Annotated in this window: 25 protein-coding genes; 17 read left to right on the top strand and 8 right to left on the bottom strand. The window is 63.7% G+C overall.

The window, feature by feature from the left end:
• The first annotated feature begins 546 nt into the window (after positions 1-546).
• The 7 genes from NATTI_RS0111485 (at position 547) to NATTI_RS26970 (ending at position 5,398) form a co-directional block, all read left to right on the top strand.
• On the top strand, positions 547-1,071 hold the full coding sequence (locus NATTI_RS0111485; RefSeq protein ID WP_006089583.1) for a DUF7344 domain-containing protein: 525 nt from the start codon (positions 547-549) through the stop codon (positions 1,069-1,071).
• A gap of 84 nt (positions 1,072-1,155) precedes the next feature.
• Positions 1,156-1,830, top strand: a complete 675-nt coding sequence (locus NATTI_RS27635) for a hypothetical protein (protein ID WP_241434297.1) — start codon at positions 1,156-1,158, stop codon at positions 1,828-1,830.
• A gap of 166 nt (positions 1,831-1,996) precedes the next feature.
• Positions 1,997-2,143, top strand: coding sequence for a hypothetical protein (locus tag NATTI_RS26975; protein WP_241434296.1), 147 nt, complete (start codon positions 1,997-1,999; stop codon positions 2,141-2,143).
• An 80-nt stretch (positions 2,144-2,223) separates the two neighbouring features.
• Positions 2,224-2,553 (top strand): EMC6-like membrane protein, encoded by a 330-nt coding sequence (locus tag NATTI_RS0111470; RefSeq protein WP_006089580.1) that lies wholly within the window; start codon positions 2,224-2,226, stop codon positions 2,551-2,553.
• 2 nt (positions 2,554-2,555) lie between these two features.
• Positions 2,556-4,370 (top strand): ribosome biogenesis/translation initiation ATPase RLI, encoded by a 1,815-nt coding sequence (locus NATTI_RS0111465; RefSeq protein WP_006089579.1) that lies wholly within the window; start codon positions 2,556-2,558, stop codon positions 4,368-4,370.
• A 93-nt stretch (positions 4,371-4,463) separates the two neighbouring features.
• Entirely contained in the window at positions 4,464-4,664 is a 201-nt protein-coding gene (locus NATTI_RS0111460; protein ID WP_006089578.1) for a hypothetical protein, read from the top strand.
• Positions 4,661-5,398, top strand: a complete 738-nt coding sequence (locus NATTI_RS26970) for a response regulator transcription factor (protein WP_019991827.1) — start codon at positions 4,661-4,663, stop codon at positions 5,396-5,398. The genes NATTI_RS0111460 and NATTI_RS26970 overlap by 4 nt, the downstream gene beginning before the upstream one ends.
• 39 nt (positions 5,399-5,437) lie before the next feature.
• Here the strand turns inward: NATTI_RS26970 and NATTI_RS0111450 are convergent, their stop codons facing one another.
• Positions 5,438-5,959 carry an archaemetzincin family Zn-dependent metalloprotease gene (locus tag NATTI_RS0111450; protein WP_006089576.1) on the bottom strand — a complete coding sequence of 174 codons (522 nt, stop codon included), beginning with the start codon at positions 5,957-5,959 and terminating at the stop codon, positions 5,438-5,440.
• A gap of 39 nt (positions 5,960-5,998) precedes the next feature.
• Here NATTI_RS0111450 and NATTI_RS0111445 point away from each other — a divergent pair, with 39 nt between their 5' ends.
• The 3 genes from NATTI_RS0111445 to NATTI_RS0111435 all read left to right on the top strand — a co-directional run bounded on the left by NATTI_RS0111445 (position 5,999) and on the right by NATTI_RS0111435 (position 8,383).
• Positions 5,999-6,406: a UPF0146 family protein gene (locus NATTI_RS0111445; protein WP_006089575.1), complete on the top strand. Its 408-nt coding sequence runs from the start codon at positions 5,999-6,001 to the stop codon at positions 6,404-6,406.
• Between the two features lie 70 nt (positions 6,407-6,476).
• Positions 6,477-7,136, top strand: coding sequence for a metalloprotease family protein (locus NATTI_RS0111440; RefSeq protein WP_006089574.1), 660 nt, complete (start codon positions 6,477-6,479; stop codon positions 7,134-7,136).
• Between the two features lie 371 nt (positions 7,137-7,507).
• Complete coding sequence (locus NATTI_RS0111435) at positions 7,508-8,383, top strand: TIGR01548 family HAD-type hydrolase (RefSeq protein ID WP_006089573.1); 876 nt, start codon at positions 7,508-7,510, stop codon at positions 8,381-8,383.
• Between the two features lie 139 nt (positions 8,384-8,522).
• Here the strand turns inward: NATTI_RS0111435 and NATTI_RS0111430 are convergent, their stop codons facing one another.
• Positions 8,523-8,969: a response regulator gene (locus NATTI_RS0111430; protein WP_019991826.1), complete on the bottom strand. Its 447-nt coding sequence runs from the start codon at positions 8,967-8,969 to the stop codon at positions 8,523-8,525.
• A gap of 152 nt (positions 8,970-9,121) precedes the next feature.
• Here NATTI_RS0111430 and NATTI_RS0111425 point away from each other — a divergent pair, with 152 nt between their 5' ends.
• Both NATTI_RS0111425 and NATTI_RS0111420 read left to right on the top strand, forming a co-directional pair.
• The gene (locus tag NATTI_RS0111425; RefSeq protein WP_006089571.1) at positions 9,122-10,732 is read left to right on the top strand and encodes an FAD-dependent oxidoreductase; all 1,611 of its coding nucleotides are present in this window, start codon (positions 9,122-9,124) and stop codon (positions 10,730-10,732) included.
• A 105-nt stretch (positions 10,733-10,837) separates the two neighbouring features.
• Positions 10,838-11,443 carry a hypothetical protein gene (locus tag NATTI_RS0111420; RefSeq protein WP_006089570.1) on the top strand — a complete coding sequence of 202 codons (606 nt, stop codon included), beginning with the start codon at positions 10,838-10,840 and terminating at the stop codon, positions 11,441-11,443.
• A gap of 12 nt (positions 11,444-11,455) precedes the next feature.
• Here NATTI_RS0111420 and NATTI_RS0111415 read toward each other — a convergent pair whose 3' ends face one another.
• From NATTI_RS0111415 to NATTI_RS0111405, 3 genes are all read right to left on the bottom strand, one after another.
• Positions 11,456-12,289, bottom strand: coding sequence for a glycerophosphodiester phosphodiesterase (locus tag NATTI_RS0111415; protein ID WP_006089569.1), 834 nt, complete (start codon positions 12,287-12,289; stop codon positions 11,456-11,458).
• Between the two features lie 80 nt (positions 12,290-12,369).
• Entirely contained in the window at positions 12,370-13,278 is a 909-nt protein-coding gene (locus tag NATTI_RS0111410) for a hypothetical protein (RefSeq protein ID WP_006089568.1), read from the bottom strand.
• Between the two features lie 83 nt (positions 13,279-13,361).
• On the bottom strand, positions 13,362-14,399 hold the full coding sequence (locus NATTI_RS0111405; RefSeq protein WP_006089567.1) for an LLM class flavin-dependent oxidoreductase: 1,038 nt from the start codon (positions 14,397-14,399) through the stop codon (positions 13,362-13,364).
• Positions 14,400-14,541: 142 nt separating this feature from the next.
• Here NATTI_RS0111405 and NATTI_RS0111400 point away from each other — a divergent pair, with 142 nt between their 5' ends.
• Together NATTI_RS0111400 and npdG are read left to right on the top strand one after the other, a co-directional pair.
• Positions 14,542-14,799 (top strand): hypothetical protein, encoded by a 258-nt coding sequence (locus NATTI_RS0111400; RefSeq protein ID WP_006089566.1) that lies wholly within the window; start codon positions 14,542-14,544, stop codon positions 14,797-14,799.
• A 113-nt stretch (positions 14,800-14,912) separates the two neighbouring features.
• Positions 14,913-15,581: an NADPH-dependent F420 reductase gene (npdG, locus tag NATTI_RS0111395; RefSeq protein WP_006089565.1), complete on the top strand. Its 669-nt coding sequence runs from the start codon at positions 14,913-14,915 to the stop codon at positions 15,579-15,581.
• 99 nt (positions 15,582-15,680) lie between these two features.
• On the opposite strand, the gene NATTI_RS0111390 is transcribed toward npdG, so the two are convergent.
• Positions 15,681-16,400, bottom strand: coding sequence for a YIP1 family protein (locus tag NATTI_RS0111390; protein WP_006089564.1), 720 nt, complete (start codon positions 16,398-16,400; stop codon positions 15,681-15,683).
• Positions 16,401-16,430: 30 nt separating this feature from the next.
• Between NATTI_RS0111390 and NATTI_RS0111385 the strand changes: the two genes are divergently transcribed.
• Positions 16,431-16,739 carry a hypothetical protein gene (locus NATTI_RS0111385; RefSeq protein ID WP_006089563.1) on the top strand — a complete coding sequence of 103 codons (309 nt, stop codon included), beginning with the start codon at positions 16,431-16,433 and terminating at the stop codon, positions 16,737-16,739.
• Here NATTI_RS0111385 and NATTI_RS0111380 read toward each other — a convergent pair.
• The gene (locus NATTI_RS0111380) at positions 16,723-16,938 is read right to left on the bottom strand and encodes a hypothetical protein (RefSeq protein ID WP_006089562.1); all 216 of its coding nucleotides are present in this window, start codon (positions 16,936-16,938) and stop codon (positions 16,723-16,725) included. The two genes, NATTI_RS0111385 and NATTI_RS0111380, sit on opposite strands and share 17 nt — an antisense overlap.
• A 153-nt stretch (positions 16,939-17,091) precedes the next feature.
• On the opposite strand from NATTI_RS0111380, the gene NATTI_RS0111375 reads away from it, so the two are divergent.
• Together NATTI_RS0111375 and NATTI_RS0111370 are read left to right on the top strand one after the other, a co-directional pair.
• Positions 17,092-18,051, top strand: a complete 960-nt coding sequence (locus NATTI_RS0111375; protein ID WP_006089561.1) for a cobalamin-binding protein — start codon at positions 17,092-17,094, stop codon at positions 18,049-18,051.
• Positions 18,048-18,491, top strand: a complete 444-nt coding sequence (locus NATTI_RS0111370; protein ID WP_006089560.1) for a desampylase — start codon at positions 18,048-18,050, stop codon at positions 18,489-18,491. Before NATTI_RS0111375 ends, NATTI_RS0111370 begins: the two co-directional genes overlap by 4 nt.
• Positions 18,492-18,767: 276 nt before the next feature.
• Here NATTI_RS0111370 and NATTI_RS0111365 read toward each other — a convergent pair whose 3' ends face one another.
• Positions 18,768-20,273 (bottom strand): sulfatase-like hydrolase/transferase, encoded by a 1,506-nt coding sequence (locus tag NATTI_RS0111365; RefSeq protein WP_006089559.1) that lies wholly within the window; start codon positions 20,271-20,273, stop codon positions 18,768-18,770.
• Between the last annotated feature and the right edge of the window lie 66 nt (positions 20,274-20,339).

Here is a 20,339-nt window from a genome sequence, read left to right as displayed (position 1 = left end):
GGTGGTGGCGGATGTTTCCTTGGTTTATATTTGCCGTACACGTATAACGATATGCCGATCGTCGTTCTCGAAGACAATACACCGCCCAGTGATTTGTCTATCGATGAGCATGACTTGCAGTCGATATTGATAATGACGATATCGTTGGTGGTAAAGAACTTAGACACGAATCGACTGACGATGGATCACGCGTTGTGCTCGGTGATTTTCAGTGCTCACAGCAGGAGCCTTTGGCAGTGGCGATCAACAGCATCGTAGTGCGACGGTGACGATCGATGCTGAGGCCAGTGGCGAAAAGATTAGTATAGAAACCAAGTGTATTGAGGATGACTGGCAGACGTGATAATCGCGCCTGTGACGTAACTGTTCTCGAGCGGTCGATCACGCAGTTACTGGACGGACGGTTTCCTCGCTATCTATGAGTCGGCAACTAGTCGATTTGGGTGTAACATGATGTGAGGCAGACACACCCACTCTGCGGCGAGAAGGATTATATATCAGAAAGGCATTGTTTCATTACAAGACAAGTATTCGATGGCAGCCAAGATGGGGAAGGACTCGAACAGGGGGGAGATTTTCGACCTGTTGAGTAACCACCGTCGCCGGTACGCCATCCACTACTGCAAGCGCGAGGACGAACCAGTAACACTGGGCGACCTTGCCGAACATGTCGCTGCCTGGGAACTCGACAAGGAGGTGCAGGAACTCACTTCCGCGGAGCGAAAGCGGGTTTACACGTCCTTACAGCAGACGCACCTGCCGACGCTCGAGCGAGCCGACATGATCGAGTTCGACGATCGCACGATCGAACTCACCGACGAAGCGACGGAGTTAGACGTCTACCTCGATATCGTCCCTGGCGACTCTGTACCGTGGGGAACATACTATCTCGGTCTTGCAGCAGTCGGTTCGATCGTGATGGCCGGACTGTGGCTAGAAGTGGTACCAACCGAAACGGTACCTGAACTTGGCTGGGCGACGCTGGTATTCGCACTGTTTGCAGTCTCGGCGGTCATCCACGTGGTGCAGGCCCGACGGATGCGCCTCGGCGAGATGGAACGACCCCGATGAAGGTACTCAAAACGGCTGGTGTTGTACTCGTTCTCGTTGGGCTTGGGGCAGTGCTCGCTTCGACCGGCGCGTTCGTTCAGCGCGTTGACTGCCGACCGAGGCGTTGGGGTCGGTGTCACCGACGAGGAAAGCGCGTTGCTCGGCATCGATATGCCAGATAACGTCATTCTCGAGGACGGTTCGTTCGAGTACCAGCAGCGGTTTTGGGGTTTTTGTACTGATGGTGTGTATGAGTACGAAGACCAGCACCTCGCAACAATATCGGATCAGAGTCGCGATGAAGAGATACAACTCGACCAAGAATCGGTCTCTCTTCAAAACGGGAATGAGGACTATCCATTGCTTTTAGACGAGACGATAACTCTCACAGAAAGTGGCAATGAAGTCGACATTCACGCTGACATCAACTGCGACGCGGACGTCGAATTTGGATCGTGGACTGCTGAGCAAGTTGGTTCGAGTACTGGCTTTACTATCGAAATCGAAACAAACGACGGTCCTCTAACGGTTGAACTCGAGCGTGACCTCTCGGTTGTTTGCCTTGACGAGGACGAGGAGTTTGACGGAGCCGACAACGACGAGGAAACTAATGAAGGGACGTTCCGAGTTGACGATGTCGACACGGGAGTTGACGGATCGAGTCTACAAATCGAGTTGACAAACACTGCCGAAACTATAGTAGCCACTGAAAGTCAATGCACACCTGATCGCACGACGGCTGTGCGATCAGTGTGTGAATCGTTTCAGTTGTTACTATAGCGAGACTATCGACGCGATCACCGTTACCGAAGCCGGTTCGGCGACGGAGATACAGAACGGAAATCAACCCGAAGCTCTCCTTAACGATGGCGATGCGGGGGAAATTGATACACGTGGACAGGGTAACCTCTGGGAGATTGGTGAATCCGAACCCGTCGACGATTCGATGCCGATCGAGAGCGGTGAAGCAGTGGCGCTCGAGATTATCGGCTTCCAGAACGACGACGGCGACACTTCGCTTAGTGGAGAACACGTCATCCTCGAACTCGAGTTCGGAGATGAACAACAGGAACTAATTTTTGAGGTGCCGTAAATAGGAGGGATGGCCGACTGAAACAGATTTTTGGTCCGTAACCCGAACGCCTTTTTACGCCCGACGACAGAGATTTTCTCATGTCGACCGAATCGATCAGTGACCGACGCGAGCATATCCGCTCGATCAGCGTGACATCGCTGTCAGCGCTGCTCGGCGTCGCCGCGGCACTCGCCTCGATGTCCATCACGGGCGATGCCGCCTCGTTGGATGCGGCGGCGAGCGATCTCCGCGCGCTCATGCTCGTCGCAGGGGCAATCCTCGCCCAGTTCATCCTCTTCGACGTCACGAGCATCTACGGCGACGACGAGTTCGGAGCAAAGCACTACCTGTTCATCGTCTTCATGACGTTCTCGTTCTGGTTCGTGACGTGGGGCATCCTGCTGACCACGGCGGAGGCAGCGGCGTAACCATGGCGGACGACAGCATCGCCGTCGTAGACTTGGATCGGTGCCAGCCCGACCGCTGTAGCTACGAGTGTAAGAACTACTGCCCGCCGAACCGCACGGGCAAGGAGTGCATCACGCTGCGGGGCGACGAAGCCGACGAAGGCCAGCCCGAACAGATTCACATCTCCGAAGAGATCTGTCTCGGCGAAACCTGTGGTATCTGCGTCGAGAAGTGTCCATTCGACGCCATCGAGATCATCAACCTGCCCAAGGAGTTGCAGGACGACCCGGCCCACCGCTACGGCGAGAACGCGTTCTCACTGTACGGGCTGCCCGCACCGCAGGAAGGGCAGGTAACCGGGATCCTCGGTCCGAATGGGATCGGGAAGACCACCGCCGTCCGCATCCTCGCGGGCGAACTCGAGCCCAACCTCGGCCGTCACGACGAAGACGTCGATTGGGACGACGTGCTCGAGGCCTATCGCGGGACGGAGATTCAGGACTACATCGCGGACGTCCGCGACGGCGAGATGACCATCTCGCGAAAACCCCAGTACGTCGACCAGATTCCGAACAGCTTCGACGGCAACACCCGCGAACTGCTCGAGCGGACGGACGAGCGGGGCGAACTCGACTATCTGGTCGAGCGGCTCTCGATCGGCCCCGTCATGGAGCAGGCGATCGACGACCTCTCCGGCGGCGAACTCCAGCGGGTCGCGATCGCTGCGACGCTGGCTCGCGATACGGACTTCTACTTCCTCGACGAGATCACGCCGTATCTCGACATCGGCCAGCGAGTAACGGTCGCGCGGCTCATCCGCGAGCTCGCCGAGGAGGAGAACCGATCGATGCTCGTGGTCGAACACGACCTGGCGATCCTCGACCTGCTCGCGGATACGCTCCACGTCGCCTACGGTGAACCCGGCGCGTACGGTGTCGTCACGGCACCGAAATCGGTCCGTAACGGGATCAACGAGTATCTCTCGGGCTACCTCGACAACGAGAACATGCGGATTCGGCCGAACCCAATCGAGTTCGAAGAACACGCACCACGCACCTCGGTCCGCGGCGAGACGCTCGTCGAGTACCCCGACCTCACCAAGAGCTACGGCGACGGCGAGTTCAGTCTGGAGGTTGAGGGCGGCGAAATCCGACAAAACGAGGTGCTGGGTATCGTCGGTCCGAACGGGATCGGGAAGTCGACGTTCGCGAACCTCCTCACCGGCAACCTCGAGCCAGACGAAGGTGACGCCGATCTGGACCTAGATATCTCCTACAAACCGCAGTACGTCACCATCGACCAGCATATGCGGGTCGACGCCTTCCTCTCTTCGATCACGGACCAGTTCGGCTCCTCGTACTGGAACACGGAGATCGCCCAGCCGCTCCAACTCGAGCGGATCATGGAACAGAACCTCGCGGATCTCTCCGGCGGTGAACGCCAGCGAGTGGCCATCGCGGCCTGCCTCTCCGACTCCGCGGATCTCTACCTGCTCGACGAACCCTCCGCACACCTCGACGTCGAACAGCGCGTGCAGGCGACGAGCGCGATCCGTCGGTACGCCGAACAGCAGGACGCCACCGTCCTGGTTATCGACCACGACATCTACATGATCGATCTGCTCGCAGATCGGTTAATGGTCTTCGACGGTGAGCCCGCCGTCCACGGTCGCGCCGGCAACCCACAGCCGATGCGCGACGGCATGAACGAGTTCCTCGCGAACCTCGAGGTCACCTTCCGTCGGGACGAGCGCACGTCGCGCCCGCGGATCAACAAACCCGACTCCCAGCTCGACCGCGAACAGAAGCGCGAAGGCGAATACTACTACGCACCCTGAGGCCCGCTGACTGTTCTCCAACGCGGGCTGCTTGTTTTCACGCGCGACTCGCTGAGCAACTTCTATAGTGGTTCGGCCAGAACGTCCGGTCGAATGGATTGGGGGCTGCTGACTGCTGATCGCCCGGATGGGGGCGGTCTCGGCGAGGAGAGCCGACGCTACCGAACTCGCCGGTGGCTCGTCGTCGCCGGTACGAGTCGATTCGCTGTCGCGTTCGTCGACGAGAACGAGTTCCGCCGCGGGCCACGTCCACGCGTGGACGGACGACTCGAGGTGTCTTCGAGCGGTCTATGACGGCACCAAAGCACCGCTTGGATGGGATCGACGGCGACGCGAGTGAAACGTCGACCGACCGATCGAGTGACGACGCTAGTAAACCGGCCGACACCACCGCTGACCGTTCTGCCGACACCACTGCTGACACCGCCGACGACCGTTCTGCCGACACCACTGCCGACCGTTCTGCCGACACCACCGCTGACCGTTCTGCCGACACCACTGCTGACACCGCCGACGACCGTTCTGCCGACACCACTGCCGACCGTTCTGCCGACACCACCGCTGACCGTTCTGCCGACACCACTGCTGACACCGCCGACGACCGTTCTGCCGACACCACTGCCGACCGTTCTGCCGACACCGCCGCCGACCGACCAGCCAACAGGCCACACGTCTTGCTCCTCGAGGACGACGACTCGCTTCGGAAGCTGCTGGAAAATAAACTCGAGTCGAGCGGCTACGAGACGACGGCGCTGGCCGACGGGCGGGAGTGTTGGTCGTTTCTGGCGACTGGGGAACCGCCGGACCTGGTGCTGCTGGACGTCATGGTCCCCGGACTGGACGGCTTTCGCGTGCTCGGCCGGATTCGAAACGACGACCGACTCGAGGGCGTCCCGATCATCGTACTGTCATCCCGCGGTCAGCAGGCGGACGTTCGCAGGGGATTCGATCTCGGAGCTGAGGACTACGTGACGAAACCGTTCAGTCCGGCCGCGCTCGTCGCCAAAGTCCGAAGCCTCCTGTCGTAGTTCACCCGTCCGAATACGGTCCAAAAACGGCGGTCCCCGTTACCGAACCAGTCGCTGACAGCTGCCACAGAGGTTCTCCTCTTTGATGTCGACCTCGCGGACGGTCGGCGAGAAGTTCATTACGCAGCGATTGTTGTCACAGTGTTCTAACCCATAGGTGTGACCGATCTCGTGGACGATCTCCTTGCGAACGCGATCCTGAAAGATATCGTTCGCGCTCTGGTTCGAGAAGCCGCCGTCGCTCGAGGTCTGGAGCCGGTAGGTCGAGACGACGCTCCCGCTGCCGTCGAGGTAGGCGAGCCCGAAGACGTAGTTGCGCCGCCGGTAGAAGAGGTCGTGGGGGGTAACGGCGATGTTTTTCTCTCCGCGGCCGATCCGTTCGGCGAGCTGGATGAACGTTTCGGCGGCGTACTGGTTCCGGTCGGCGTCGTACGCGCCGTTCGGTACCGACTGGGCGTCGTTGATCGTGACGTCGCAGTCGTACACCGATCGCAACGCGGAGGAAGCCGCCCGCTTGACGTTCGCGGGGACGTTGCCGACCGGCACGATATCGACGAGCATGAAAACGGCTATGGCCGCGGATGGCATAAACGTCCCGCCGTGGCCCACTCTCGCCGGAACTCGGACCTGCTCGAGACGCTTTCAGACTATAACCGGGTCGTCGAGGTCGGAATCGGCCGCCGAACCGACGTCGCGGCGGCGCTCGCCGATCTCGGCGTCGATGTCACCGCGACCGACGTTCACGACCGCAAGAGTCCGGCGAACGTGCGATTCGTCCGCGACAATGTCGTCGACCCGGACCGCGAGCTCTACGCCGACGCCGACGCGATTTACGCGCTGAACCTCCCGCCGGAGCTCCACCGTCCGGCACTCGATATCGCCCGCGGAGCTGATGCCGACTTCCTCTTTACGACGCTCGGCGGCGACCAGCCCGCGGTGCCGGTCGAGCGCCGGACCATCGACGCCGGGACGCTGTACGTGGCTCGCTCGATGGGTGCGGACGGGTGAGCAGACGTAACCGCTCCCGAGACAAATCGGTCCGAACGAGTTATCGGGATGCAAACCGTTCCGGAAATCGATGCCCGCCGAGTACGCGCTGATCGCGGCCGCGGCCGTCGTCGCGCTCGTGGTGCTGACGGCCGCGATCGTCGGCGTCAGCTATCTGCTCACGCTCGCGCTCGTCTGCTTTACCGCGCCCGGAGTCGTCGTCCACGAGTTCGCCCACAAGCAGGCCTGCGACCTCGTCGGCGTCCCCGTCGTCGAGGTCGTCTACTTCCGATTCAGAAACCCGCCGGGCTACGTCCGGCACCACCAGCCCGAGCGCTATCGCACGTCGTTTGTCATCAGCGTCGCCCCGTTTCTGGTGAACACCGTCGTCGCGTTCGTCGCCTTCCTCGGCCTCGCGTGGCTCGTGAGTACGACGGGCGACGCTGGGTCGCCGGCCGCCGTTCTCGACACCCTCTCGACCGCCTCGCGCGAGACCCTCGCGCTCGCAGGGCTCTGGGGCTGGTGGGGCCTTTCCGTCGGCATGCAGGCGTTTCCGAGCACCGGCGACGCGAACACGCTCTGGGCTCGCTCGAGAGCGGAGTGGCGACAGTCGCCGGTCGTGTTGCTCGGAGTTCCCGTCGTCCTCGTCATCTACCTCGCGAACCTGCTCTCGTGGCTCTGGGCCGACGTGCTCTACGCGCTGGCGCTGGGCGTCGCCGCGTTCTACGCGATCGGCGCGCTCGGATTCTGACGGATGTGCGTCAACCCACGTGCGGTGGCGCGCGCTGAGTCGTGGTGAGCGACGAGCGAATCACGACTCGAATTTGCGCGAGGTCGTCGCGAGTTCCACGAGCGACTGCGTGGAAGACGCGGAGCGTCTTCCTATGGATGAGTGAGCGAACTGGGTGGGCGAACGTTAGCGCGGGACCAAAGGTCCCGCGAACCATGCAAACGGGTGCTCCGCACCCGTGAGCAGAAATCGGTTGGGGAGGGCGTGGACCTCACTGCCGCCAGCGCGAGCAGAACGCTCGAGTGAGCCAGTACCCGTTGCAACCAACCTGACAAATTCCATCGAGAAGGGAATCCGACCGCCTTTATTCCCACCGGCACATCTATTTACCCATGAACGCAGATGCTGTCGTCCTCGACATCGACGGCGTGCTCGTCGACGTCGAAGACTCCTATCGCCGTGCGATCCTCGAGTCCATCGAGCGCGTCTACGACCGGACGATCCGCAAGGCCGACATCCAGCAGTTCAAAGACGCCGGCGGGTTCAACAACGACTGGGAGCTGACCTATGCCGCCGCGCTGTACGTGCTCGCGACGAGCGAGAACTACGGCCAATCGATCGACGAGTTTACCGACGAAATCGCAACTCGAGGCGGCGGTCTCGAGGCCGCCGAAGACGCGGTTCGGGACGAACTCGGCGCGCAGGCGACCCAGCGCGTGACGAATCGCTGGGATCGCGAGCGACTTCGGGACGTCTTCCAGCAACTGTACCTCGGGGCCGACCTGTACCGCGGTCTCGAGGGCGGCGAACCCGATATCGAGAACCGGGGCTTTATTCACGACGAACCGATCCTGCTCGCAGAGGAGACGCGCGAGTACTTGCTCGAGAACCACGATATCGGCGTCGTGACCGGTCGGCCGGAAGCCGAGGCCGAAATCGCCCTCGAGCGCGTCGGACTCGAGAGCGAGATCCCGCTCGAACACCGGTTTACGATGGACGATTGGGAGGAAGGGAAACCGCACCCACGAGCTCTCACGACGCTCGCCGACCGGTTCGACGCGGACACCGTGGTCTTCGTCGGCGACACGCTGGACGATATTCGGACGGCGACGAATGCGGCCGATGCGGATCCCGACAGCGACTATTACGGAGTTGGAGTACTGACCGGCGGACTCACCGGCGAGGCGGGCCGAGAGAAGTACGCCGCCGAAGACGCGGCGGCGGTCATCGAATCGATCGACGAGTTGCCGGCGCTGCTCGAGAAGTGAGGGGAGTGACGAGGGAGCGATGAAGGCAGTGACGAGGGAGCGATGAAGGCAGTGACGAGGGAGCGGTGGGATCGGGATCGGTCGGAGGGAACCGAGACGGCTCGAGTCGAAACAATGGTGTCGAGCCGAGAGCGACGGGTCACGGGTCGACGGCGGGAAATTTGACGCAGTCGAGCCAGAAGTGCTCGATGGCGCGAACGAGCACGTCGACTTTTTCGGTCCCGCTCGGCCCCTCGATGGCGGCGTTTGCGTGGAGATCGTACGCCCGACGGACCTCGTCGTCGTCCGGGCCCGTCAGTACGATCACGGGGATCGATTTCAGCGCCGGGTCTCCGTTGAGCTCCGAGAGGACGGCTTCGCCGCTAACTGCCGGCAGCTGGAACGGGAGCAACACGAGGTCAGGTCGAGGACTGTCGGCGTACTCGCCGCGCTGGTGGAGGTATTCGAGTGCAGTCGCGCCGTTGGAGACGGTGTGGATCTCAGTTGGAGTGTGGATGTCCGCGAACGAATCGGCGTATAGACCCGCATCCTCGAAGTCCGGTTCCACGAGTAGTATCGAAACGACATCCTCGGGCGACGGTGTCATGGCTCGCAGAGGAACGTCGATAGCATGAATGGCGCGGTTTTCGGGATCGACCACGAGAGCACGAGATCGAGGACGGTTCTCGGTCGAACGGCCGACTTGCACCTCCGCCCGCCCCTTTTTTGCCTCCCGTCAGCGTAGCCCGCCCCAGATCAATGCCCGAGTTCACCCGCAGCGACCTTCCCGGCGATCCGACCTCGCCCTGGCTCGCGAGCACGCTCGAGTCCGAGGGCGACGGAGACCGAACTGAAACCGACCCGGGGCGTGACGAATCGACGGCCGACGAACGCGAGATCGAAACGCTCGCGGGCGATCGCTCGGTCGATGTCGCCGTCGTCGGCGGTGGTATCGCCGGCCTCTCGACGGCGATCGAACTCCGCGAGCGGGGCCGGACGGTCGCCGTCCTCGAGCGCGATCGAGTGGGAACGGGAATCACGGGCAAGTCGACGGCGAAACTGACCAGCCAGCACGGGACGATCTACGATCACCTGCGCCGGGAGTTCGGTCGCCGGCAGGCGAGGCAGTACGCGCGGGTCCAGGAGGAGGCAATCGACGAAGTCGAACGTCGGATCGACGAGTTGGGAATCGACTGCGGGTTCGAACGCCAGCCGGCCTACCTCTACAGCAACGAAACCGACGCGATGCGACGCGAGGCCGACGCCGCACGGGCCGCGGGGCTCGAGCCAACCTACGTAACCTCGGTTCCGCCGTTCGAACGCGCCGAAGCGGGCGTTCGGTTCGACGACCAGGCCTGGTTCCACCCGCGAAAGTACCTCCTCGGGATTACGAACGAGCTCCGGGACGACGACGGGGCGGCAGTCTACGAACACACCCGCGTGACGGACGTCGAGCCGGGATCCCCGTGCCGTGTCCGGACGCCCGAGGGAACGGTGACGGCCCAGCGCGTCGTTATCGCGACGGGCTTCCCCATCCTCGACCGGGCGGGCTACTTCGCGCGGATGCACCCGAAACGCTCCTACGTGCTCGGGATCCGCCTCGACGGCGAGCCGCCAAAGGGGATGTACTACCGCTCAAGCGGCAGCTACCGCTCCGTGCGAACCCATCGCGATTCTGCGGGCGACCTCCTGCTGGTCGGCGGCGAGAACCACAAGACGGGTCAGGGTGGCTCGACCGCGGATCGGTACCGGCGACTCGAGCGCTGGGCGCGCGAACGGTTTCCGGTCGACGAGATCGCCTATCGGTGGTCGACGCAGGACTACAAGTCGGTCGACAAGGTGCCGCTCGTCGGTCGAATCGGGGCCGCCGAGAACGTCCTCGTCGCGACCGGTTTTCGCGGCTGGGGGATGACCAACGGCGTCGCCGCCGGAAAGCTGCTCGCCGCGACCATTGCCGGCGAGGAGCCGCCGGAGCGCGACCTCTTCTCGCCGCTGCGGTTTACGCCGAAGACGTCGGCCGGGACGGCCCTCACCGAGAACGCCGACGCGGCGAGCCAGTTCGTCACCGACTGGGCACGGACGTTACTCTCGCCCGACCTCGAGTCGCTCGAACCAAGAGAGGGCCGGATCGTCCGCCGCGGGGGGAAGCCGATCGCCTGCTCGCGCGACGACGACGGCGACCTCCACGCGACGTCGGCGGTCTGTCCGCACCTGTACTGTCTCGTCGAGTGGAACGACGGCGAAGCCAGCTGGGACTGTCCCTGCCACGGCTCGCGGTTTTCGCCCGACGGCGAGGTACTCGAGGGGCCGGCGAACGAGCCGTTACCGACGCGACGGCCAACGTCGGATTCGGATCTGAGTCTAGAGTGAGTCCGAACCGGTTCCGAACTCGAGGCGACAGTTTCGCGTACTACATCCGTTCTAACCAGTCAATAATACGAACAGTTATGTGGCATCTCGTTCGAAATTCGGTCGATGTCGAACACGCGACGTGCTAGCGTCGGCGGTATCATCGTCGATCTCGGCCGCGCTATCGGGACGTTCTTCGGTCTCTCGTGGCTCTGTTTCGTCGCCGGGATCGTCCTCGCTCGAGCCACCGATACGTCGATGGCGGCCGTCCCCGTTCCGGCCGAACTGGTCGCGTTCGGGGTGCTCGCCGTCGCCTTCGTTGGCACCAGTTGGCTCGTCGGCGGCGGCTACGAGCGACTCGGGGCCGATCCGAGCGGCGGCGCAACGTTCGCGTGGCTGGCGGTGCTGTTCGTCCCGCTTGCCTTTTTTCCGGCGCGGCTCGCGCTCGGATTCCTCGTCGGCGAACCCGGCGTACTCGACGCCCTGTTCGTGCTGGCGACGACACTGTTTGCAGGCTGGCTCGCGTTCTACGACGGCCTCGAGCGACTGGCCCTCGTTCCGGACGATTTCCTTCGCGTCGCCGTCTTCGCCGTCGCGCTCGGCTCGATCCCCGTCGCGGCGGTCCTTCTCGCCGACATCGGATGGCTAGCGACCGATCTCACCGCCGCGACAGTCGCCGCGGGCGTGCAAGCCGGGGCCTGCTGGTTCGGCTTTCGGACGGACGTTCTCTAAGCGAGTGGGTTGTTACGACGTCTGCGAGACCGTTCCCAGCCCCGGATAGTCGGCGATAATGCCGTCGACCCCCGCCTCGGCGAGTTGCGCGAACTGCTGCCAGTTCGTGACGGTCCAGACGTTGACCGTTCGTCCCTCCGCGTGGGCTTCGGCGACGATATCGATCTCCGGTTCGGCCTCCGGCAGGCCGTAGTACGGCGTCGTCGCCAGTGCGGTTCCGGCGATCGCGTTTCTGGGCGGATGGATCGCCTCGCAGTCGTACCGGCGCGCGATCTCGAGGCCCGCCTCGGGGTCGTCCCAGACGAGCGTCGCGGCCGGATAGGTGGGGCCCGCCTCGCGGACGGCAGCCAGCGCGCCCTCACAGAACGAGGAATAGAGAATTTCGCCGTCGAACGCGCGACACTCCTCGACGACGCGCTCGACGAACGGCTCCCAGATCCCCCGTCGGTCGTCGCGTTCGTCCGGGGCGAGCGACTCGGCGAATCGCAGCTCCGTCGTCCCCGGATTCTTCAATTCGACGTTGACCCCGAGCGTCTCGGGAATCGCCTCGAGGAACTCGGCGAGCGTCGGAATCGTCGCATCGGTGCCGAGCACGCGAGTCGTCTGGAGGGTCTCGAGGTCGGTCTCCCAGACGAACCCCGATGCGTCGGTGAGCGGGCGACCGTCTCGAGTGCCGTCCAATCGCTCGTCGTGGATGACGACTGGCGTTCCACAGGATGCGGGTTGGACATCGATCTCGAGCATGGCAGTTTCGTCGAACTCGGCCGCGGCGAGCGCCGCCGCGACGGTGTTCTCGGGGGCGACGCCGGCGAAGCCGCGGTGGGCGATGACGGCTGGCGTGGTCATGGTCGGACGACGGCGGCGAGGCTATTGGGTGCTGTGCTCGTCGAGAACGGTGGCCGAGGCGAACGCGCTGTGGCGGCCGATCAGGGCTGGTACGTCTCCCGGTGGACCACGAGTTCCTCGCCGTCGACAATCACCGTCACGACGATCTCGTCGCCGTCGGGATCGAACGGCGAGGAGAACCAGGTCGCCGGAATCGTGTAGTCGTCGTCGCTGTCTTCGGGCTCGTAGACGGAGCTCCCTCGCCCCTGACTCTCCGAGTACGCGACGATCTCCTCGATACTGCTGTCGATCGAGTCGATGAGGGTTACCCGCACCATTTCGTCGTCGGCATCGAACTCGAGTTCGTCGACGACGCGGTACGTCTCATCGTCGACGGGGTCGCTGTCGGGAAGCTCGGTCGACTCTTCGTACGGGAGGAACACGCGCCACTCGCCGTCCTCGGTGAGCGCGATGAGTGTCTCCGACTCCGTGACCGTCTCGCCGGCGATGGTCGTTTCGGTCTCGACCGTCACCAGCGCGGCGTCTTCGCCTTCCAGCACGTCGTCGAGGTCGATGTCCTGGAACCAGAACTCCGCGTACGGGAGATCGTGAATCTCGTCGGTCTCGTACGCCTCGTCGGCGAGTTCGACCGTGTACTCGCCGACGTCGTCCATCTCGAACGTGGTGTCTTCGTCGTCCTCTGCCTCCGCCGCCATCTCCGCCGGATCGAACGGGTGGTGCGTGTGCATCGCGTCGGCCATCGCCTCGAGGTCCTCGTCCGCTGCGGCCGCCATGTACGCCTCGACCGCCTCCACTGCGCCGTGCTCGTCATCTTGCGCTCCATTTTCCTCGTTGCCGTTTCCGGTCTCGTCTTCGTTCCCGTCGTCGTCGTTTCCGCCGTCGTCGTCGTCGCCGTTTCCACCGTCGTCGGCACCTAGCTCACTGACACAGCCCGCGAATCCGGCCGCGGTTACCGTGCCGACGGCTGCCAGATACGAACGTCGTTCCATACCGACGCTAACCTGTGTGAGAGAATAAATTTTTTCGTGCGACTGTCGATGCCTCGGAGCCCTCGCCGCTTGCGGTCTCGCCGTCACCGCGCGGAAAGTCCGACCGCGTCGGCGAGCAATTCGTGCGACTGCAGCGTATCCTCGGGATCGGCGATCTGGTTCTGGACGATGATCTCGTCGACGCCGACCTGTGCCGTGAGTTCCTCGAGTACCGCGTGCATCGTCTCCGGGCTCCCGGAGATCGCCCGCGGCCACTCGCCGGGCTCGATCGGGAGCCGCGTCGGCTCGGGAACGTCGCCGAGGACGTCGATCGCCTCCTCTACGGAGCGGATCGGTAGCCGATCCATTTGCCCGCTTCGGAGCAGCCGCGAGGAGGCTTCGGTCGTCGCGCGGAGTCGTGCGGCCTCCGCGTCGGTCTCGGCGCAGGTAGCGTTCACCGCGAGCATGCCGTGTGGATCCTCCGGCCCGGCACCGTGGGAAGACGGTTCGAACTGCTCCCGGTACACCTCGAACGCCCGCACGGCAGGTTCGGGCCTGATGAACGCGGCGAAGCAGTACGGCAGCCCCAGTTCGCCGGCGATCTTCGCGCTGGAGAGACTCGAGCCCAGCACCCACGGCTCCGGGACAGACTCCTGTGATCGGGGCAGATCCAGCCCGCTGAACGGGTGGTCGTCCGCGAAGCCGTCGAAGAGGTGTTTCGTGACTTCGTCGATCTTCGCTCGGTGGTCGCTCCCGCCGCGGCGTCGCTCGCTGCGGTCGACCTGCAGGGCGTAGTCGCGCGTGGGATTCCCCGTTGCCCGCCCGAGTCCGAGATCGATGCGTCCGGGAGCGAGCGCGTCGAGGACGCTGAACGTCTCCGCGACCTTGTACGGGCTGTAGTGGTTGAGCAGCACCGTCCCGGAGCCGACCTGGATCTCGGACGTCTTCGCGGCGACGTGCGGGATGAGCGCCTCCGGGGTCGTGCTCGCGATCGACTGCGCGAAGTCGTGGTGTTCGGCGACCCAGAACCGCGAGTAGCCGAGCCGTTCGGCCTGCTGGGCACGCTCGACCGTGCCCTCGAACGCCTCCGTCGCGCTGCCGTCCTCCGGTATCGGTGCGAGATCGACGATCGAGAGTTCCATACCGCTTCGTGGGGTTCGATCCGGGAAGTGTCTGCGCATTCGGACTCCGGCGACGACCGGCATAACCACGACCTATCGACGGCCGCCCCGCCCGACCACTGACGGCCCAGCATTCACGACGTTCCCCGTCGAAACCGTAGGCATGACCGACACCACGCTCGAGGACGTCGAACGGAACCTCGACCGCGCGACCGATCTCGAGGAAGAAGAGGCCCTCTCCGTGCTGCGAACGACGCGCCAGGACCTCGCGGATCTCGACACCGCCGCGGACGTCGACGAGGAGCGACGGCGGGAACTCGAGGATCGTCTCGATCAACGCATTCGACAGGTCGAGGAGCGCGACGCGTACGATAGCGGGCTGGGCGCGTCGATGAATCCCGACGAAGACGAAGCGCCGTAGGGAGTTCGGACGGCTCTCGGTCGCTGCGTTTGGACTCTCGAGGAGATCCGAGAACCCGGCGAGATCGGCCGACCTCCCACCCTTTTATTCGGATGCCGACCCGAGAGTCGCGTATGCGAATCGCACTACTCGGCGGAACCGGCGACATCGGGCAGGGACTGGCCCTGCGCTTTGCACACGACACGGACCACGAGGTCCTCATCGGCTCGCGCGATCCGGAGAAGGCCCGGGACGCGGTCGAGAGCTACACGGACGAACTCGAGGACCGCGGCGTCGACGCGAGCGTCAAGGGCTTCGGGAACGAGATGGCGGCCGACCGCGCGGACGTCGTCATCCTCAGCGTGCCGCCCTACCACGTCGGCGACACCGTCGAGGCCGTCGAAGACGTCCTCGACTCGGAGACGATCCTGGTCACCCCCGCGGTCGGCATGCAGGGCGACGAGGACGGCCTGCACTACCACCCGCCGGGGACCGGCAGCGTCACCGAACTCGTCGCCGAGCGCGCACCCGACGAGGTGCCCGTCGTCGGCGCGTTCCACAACCTCGCGGCCCATGCGCTCTCGGATCTGGACAACGACCTCGATCTCGACACGCTGCTCGTCGCGAACGACGACGACGCGAAAGAGACCGTCCGCAACCTCGCGAACGAGATCGACGGCCTGCGTGCGCTCGACGTCGGCCCGCTCGCCAACGCGGCCGAAGTCGAGAGCGTCACCCCCCTCGTCATCAACATCGCGAAGTACAACGAAGATCTGCACGACGTCGGCGTCAAGTTCCACTAAAATCCGGAATTCGCTTATCGGTAGCTGATACGGACGGATGGCTGAAAAGTCCTCGAATTCACGATCCTGCCTCTTGATCCGACTGGGATAGGTGAGCCGCTACAGGAGAGCGAACAGGCCGAAGAGTCCCAGCGGAACGCCGACGCAGACTCCAGCAGCAACTCGAGAGATCTCCGCTTCTCGAGTCAGTCCGCCGGTGAGCAGGTACCACTGCCAGCCGAGTGTGACGAGCGACGCCAGCACGAGCACGGGCTGTACCGGAGCCAGCGACGACTCCAGTACGGTTGCTGCCCGGTCTGGATCAGTAATCGTCACGCTCTCGAGGGCGATCCATAACCCGCCGAGTCCGACTGCGAGCCGGAAGAGCTCCGGGAGCGCCGCCCAGCCGGCGAGCGCCAGCGAGCCCGCGAACGATGGATCGCCGTTCGCGAGCCGCCCGGCTCCGAACAGCACCACACCGCCGACGAGCCAGAGCACGAACGGTCCGATCAGTGCGACCCAGAGGAAGTCGTGCACCGCTTCCTGTGCCATCGTACCCATATCGCGTTCGATCGTCTCGGGTTCGTTGCAGCTGTTCATCATCCCCTCGTGCGTGTTGCAAATCTGTTCGGGCGGTCGATCCGGGTTATCCATGGTGACCGTTCCGTCCACCGAACCAGCGAGCATCGTCCCGATAAGCAGAATCGAACCACCGAAACAGAGAGCGAACAACACGACGATTCCCGCCGCAACTGGAAGCGTTTCGGCCGGGGGTCGTTCGTCGAAGAACGACGCTGGCGACAGGAGAAACTGTTTGAGACTGCGAACGGAGGGGACCATTATCTCCGGATGTTTTTATCACAGCGGTAAATGTTTTTCTTCACAAGTATTCCGAAGGATTTCGATCGAGAGTCCGTTGCGTTTGGTCATACAACGAGTGCGACCGCCCAGCCCGGTATCGAGCATTTCCCGTCGGTTATCGACTCGAGAATCAACGACGAGGCATCGAGCGGCAAGATCGGCCAACAGAACCTCGAAACCGCCGAAAACGATGCGGACGTCTACGACGTCGACGTGAATCTTCTCGAGTCCCTCGAGTCGAACCTGACTGTCACGCAAAGGAATGTGCGATGTGTGTACCGTGACTCGAGTGACCGCTGCGTCAATCGCTGTCAATGAGTCCAACCACGAGGAGCGATACGCAGAACACGCCCGTTCCAGCGAGCAGATAGATCGTACTCGTTGACTGCTCGGGAACGAACTCAAATATCGCGTCCGCGCCGACCACGGTGAGGAGCAGCCAGAACGCATAGTGACCGGCTTTGTCGACTGCTCGCTGCGACGCTTCCGGACGAATCCGCTCTGCGATCGTATCCATGGCTTTCAGTGTATTATCTATCAGAGAGGGGTTTGAAAATAGATCCGAATCGTTCGTACCGGTCGAAACCAGTCCGCGGTGCGCTCTCCCCACCAGGTCTCGTATCGCAGTGAGGGAGGGCCCTTTTTGCCGTGCGTGACCTACCGTGAATCCATGCGAATCGTCACGACGCTCCCTTCGGCGACCGAGACCGTGGCCGCGCTCGGCATAGAGCCGGTCGGCGTTTCCCACGAGTGTGACTACCCACCCGGTGTCGAGGATCTCCCGTCTGTCACCGCCTCGAGAATCGACGCCGAGGCCTCGAGTGGCGAGATCGACCAGCAGGTGCTCGACAATTCCGAAGCGGGCGTCTACAGCGTCGACACCGAACTCCTCGAGGACCTCGAGCCGGACCTGATCGTCACCCAGGGGATGTGTGACGTCTGTGCGGTCGACGAAGCGGTCATCGAGAACGCCGTCGAGCAGATCGACGCGAACCCCGAAATCATCACCACCGACCCCCACAGCGTCGCGGACGTGCTCTCCGACCTCGAGCGAATCGGCCGCGCCACGGGCCGCGAGGACCGCGCCCGCGAGGTCCGTGCCGACCTCGAGTCGCGAATCGACGCCGTTCGAAACCGAACCGCCGACCTCGAGCCCGCTGAACGCCCGCGCGTCGCCATCTTCGATTGGACCGACCCCGCCATGATCGCGGGCCACTGGACGGCCGACCTGGTCGAGTGGGCCGGCGGGACGTACGGATTGGCCGATCCGGGGGAGCGCTCGAGGCCTCGCGAGTGGACCGATATTCGCGAGTACGATCCCGAACTGATCGTCGTCGCGCCCTGTGGCTTCGGCCTCACACAGACCGCCGAGAATGCGGCGGATCTCACCGAGCGCGAGGGCTGGGAGGACCTTACAGCGGTTCGGGAGGGCCGCGTCTGGGCGATGGACGGTCACCACTACCTGAACCGGCCGGGGCCGCGGCTGGTGGACACCCTCGAGGCGCTGGCACCGATCGTCCAGCCCGAACTGTTCGACGAGGGAGCGCCGCCAGTTGCGCTCGAGGAGGTCGCCGTCCCATTCGAGACCCTGACGGACCGACGCGGAGCGAACGCAGAGCCGAAACCGTGAGCAGTTCACCACACGAACTCGTCGTCCCGACCGCGATTCGAAATCGGATCCTCGAGCGTGCTCGTGAGGGCCAGCCAGAGGAGATCTGCGGGATCTTCGGCGGCGAGTACGACCCCGCCCCCGACGGCCGGAGCCGCGTTCGTTCGCAGTATACCGCCGAAAACGTCGCCGAGACGCCGCGCACGCGGTATCGGATCGATCCCGAGGCTCAACTCGAGATTTTTGAGGAACTCGAGGACCGCGGCGAGGAGATCGTCGGCTTCTATCACTCCCATCCGCGGGGGCCATCGCGACCCAGCGCGACTGACGAAGCGCAGGCGACCTGGCCCGATCGATCGTATCTGATCGTCTCGCTCGAGCCGTTAGCGGTCGGGTCGTGGCGCTGGCGGGAGGACGAGGGTGCGGGTCGGTTCGAACGGGAGCGTCTCCTTCTCGAGTGAACGGTCATCTCAGCTGGGTTTGGAACGGCTAGTAACGACTCGAGTCGGATTAGAGCAACGGACGAGGGACTCGAACGACTCTCATACTGGCAACGATGAGCGCCACGTCCTCCCCAACCGATTCGCTCGTTGCACTCGCTCATCCCTCGCGCAATATCGTAGACGGACCCTCACCGCGTTCGGGTCCGTCGACAGCGCGCGCCACCACATGTGGAAAGTCAGTAATGGACGTGGATAGCCGGTGATCGACGTGGACGATCGTTTCTCCGGATATCGTCACGACGCGTTTCTGAGCACGTCTGGCACCCAGCCCTGGTTCGGGTCCTCTGTCTTCTCCATCCACTCGATCAATCGCTCGCGCAGCTTCCGGCGCACCTCGCCGTACTCGGGGTGGTCGATCAGGTTCTGCAGTTCGGCGGGGTCGCCCTCGAGATCGTACAGTTCGTCGACATCCGGCCCGTTGTAGACGTACTTGAACCGCCGCGTTCGGACCATCCGCTGGGTGTAGAGTCCGAACTCGTCGCCGTGGTACTGCGCGAAAACGGAGTCGGGCCATCCCCCAGAGACGGCGTCCGGATCGCCGCCGGATTCGAGCAGCGGTACGAGACTCCGCGAGTCGAAGTTGTCCGGAACCGCCACATTCCCCATCTCGAGGAACGTCGCCGCCAGATCGTGAAGGTGGACGGGTGCCTCGCAGACCGCTCCTGGCTCGACGACGCCGGGCCAGCGCACCTGTAATGGGATCCGATAGGTGTCATCGTACATCAGCGGTCCTTTGTTGAACTGGCGGTGAGCGCCGACGAAGTCGCCGTGATCAGAGGCGTGGACGACGACCGTCTCGTCCGCGAGTCCGTACTCCTCGAGCGCCTCGAGAACCCGCTCGAGTTGGTCGTCGATCAGTGTGACGAACCCCCAGTACTTCGCGGTCGCTTCGGCCCAGTGGTCCCAGTCGAAGCCGTCTGCACCGCGGTAGTGCAGGTAGTTCTCGTGGACCTGCGGTTTGCCCTCGAAGGTCTCGGCGTAGCTTGCTGGCGGTTCGATCGCCTCGAGATCGTACATCGAGGCGTAGGGTTCGGGGACGACGTAGGGGTGGTGCGGGCCGTAGAAGTCCGCGCGGTGGAAGAAGGGTGCGTCGTCGCTCCCGCTGTCGGTTTCGCCGTCCGCTCGACCGCCCACGGCGTGGGCTTCGATCGCGTCGATCGTCCGCTCCGCGAGAAAGTACGCGCGGGTCTCCTCGACATCGACCGGTGTTTTGGCGGCCACGAACGTCCCCTCGCTGGCGTCTCGAGGATCGCTTCCGGTGTACAGTTCTTCCTCGAGATCGACCTCGCCGAGCGGCACGCCGCGCTCCTCGCGGTACTCGCGGAACGCGTCGTCGATGTCGTCGTGGTGTGTGTCGCTGCCGCCGAGATACGAGAAGCCGAAGTCCTCGGGCGTCTGATCGCGGCCGACGTGCCACTTTCCAGTGTAACTCAGGTCGTAACCACCCTCGGCCAGCAGTTCGGAGAACGTCTCCATCTCGGGTGGGAGATTCGGCCGAATCGCGTCGGCCTCGTGGCTGTTGTTGAGCATCCCGTGTCCGTGGGGGAACTGCCCGGTCATGAGCGACGCGCGGGCGCTCGTACAGATGCTGATCGGGGTAAACGCCTGCGAGAAGCGCACGCCTTCGCTCGAGAGCCGGTCCAACGTCGGCGTCTCGACCGGCGGCCCGTCGGGGGCGCTACAGTCGTATCGCTCCTGATCGGTGAGGACGAAGAGGACGTTCGGTCGGCTGTCGGCCATCGGGCGTGCTACGCCGACGCCGTAGTTAACGCTGGGGGCTGCAGTGGAGCCGAACGCGAAGCGCCG

Source organism: Natronorubrum tibetense GA33 (assembly GCF_000383975.1).
In the GTDB taxonomy this organism is placed as follows: Archaea; Halobacteriota; Halobacteria; order Halobacteriales; family Natrialbaceae; genus Natronorubrum; species Natronorubrum tibetense.
Note: the sequence above shows the minus strand (reverse complement) of the source record. Positions and strands in the feature narration are given on the sequence as shown.

Coding starts and splice junctions, on each gene's coding strand:
- NATTI_RS0111410 (WP_006089568.1), bottom strand. CDS start 13,278: ATGGAACGACGTTCGTATCTGGCAGCCGTCGGCACGGTAACCGCGGCC.
- NATTI_RS0111470 (WP_006089580.1), top strand. CDS start 2,224: ATGTCGACCGAATCGATCAGTGACCGACGCGAGCATATCCGCTCGATC.
- npdG (WP_006089565.1), top strand. CDS start 14,913: ATGCGAATCGCACTACTCGGCGGAACCGGCGACATCGGGCAGGGACTG.
- NATTI_RS0111425 (WP_006089571.1), top strand. CDS start 9,122: ATGCCCGAGTTCACCCGCAGCGACCTTCCCGGCGATCCGACCTCGCCC.
- NATTI_RS0111460 (WP_006089578.1), top strand. CDS start 4,464: ATGGATTGGGGGCTGCTGACTGCTGATCGCCCGGATGGGGGCGGTCTC.
- NATTI_RS0111400 (WP_006089566.1), top strand. CDS start 14,542: ATGACCGACACCACGCTCGAGGACGTCGAACGGAACCTCGACCGCGCG.
- NATTI_RS26970 (WP_019991827.1), top strand. CDS start 4,661: ATGACGGCACCAAAGCACCGCTTGGATGGGATCGACGGCGACGCGAGT.
- NATTI_RS0111365 (WP_006089559.1), bottom strand. CDS start 20,273: ATGGCCGACAGCCGACCGAACGTCCTCTTCGTCCTCACCGATCAGGAG.
- NATTI_RS0111415 (WP_006089569.1), bottom strand. CDS start 12,289: ATGACCACGCCAGCCGTCATCGCCCACCGCGGCTTCGCCGGCGTCGCC.
- NATTI_RS0111440 (WP_006089574.1), top strand. CDS start 6,477: ATGCCCGCCGAGTACGCGCTGATCGCGGCCGCGGCCGTCGTCGCGCTC.
- NATTI_RS0111390 (WP_006089564.1), bottom strand. CDS start 16,400: ATGGTCCCCTCCGTTCGCAGTCTCAAACAGTTTCTCCTGTCGCCAGCG.
- NATTI_RS0111375 (WP_006089561.1), top strand. CDS start 17,092: ATGCGAATCGTCACGACGCTCCCTTCGGCGACCGAGACCGTGGCCGCG.
- NATTI_RS0111420 (WP_006089570.1), top strand. CDS start 10,838: ATGTCGAACACGCGACGTGCTAGCGTCGGCGGTATCATCGTCGATCTC.
- NATTI_RS0111385 (WP_006089563.1), top strand. CDS start 16,431: ATGTTTTTCTTCACAAGTATTCCGAAGGATTTCGATCGAGAGTCCGTT.
- NATTI_RS0111430 (WP_019991826.1), bottom strand. CDS start 8,969: ATGACACCGTCGCCCGAGGATGTCGTTTCGATACTACTCGTGGAACCG.
- NATTI_RS26975 (WP_241434296.1), top strand. CDS start 1,997: ATGCCGATCGAGAGCGGTGAAGCAGTGGCGCTCGAGATTATCGGCTTC.
- NATTI_RS0111485 (WP_006089583.1), top strand. CDS start 547: ATGGGGAAGGACTCGAACAGGGGGGAGATTTTCGACCTGTTGAGTAAC.
- NATTI_RS0111380 (WP_006089562.1), bottom strand. CDS start 16,938: ATGGATACGATCGCAGAGCGGATTCGTCCGGAAGCGTCGCAGCGAGCA.
- NATTI_RS0111450 (WP_006089576.1), bottom strand. CDS start 5,959: ATGCTCGTCGATATCGTGCCGGTCGGCAACGTCCCCGCGAACGTCAAG.
- NATTI_RS0111405 (WP_006089567.1), bottom strand. CDS start 14,399: ATGGAACTCTCGATCGTCGATCTCGCACCGATACCGGAGGACGGCAGC.
- NATTI_RS0111435 (WP_006089573.1), top strand. CDS start 7,508: ATGAACGCAGATGCTGTCGTCCTCGACATCGACGGCGTGCTCGTCGAC.
- NATTI_RS0111465 (WP_006089579.1), top strand. CDS start 2,556: ATGGCGGACGACAGCATCGCCGTCGTAGACTTGGATCGGTGCCAGCCC.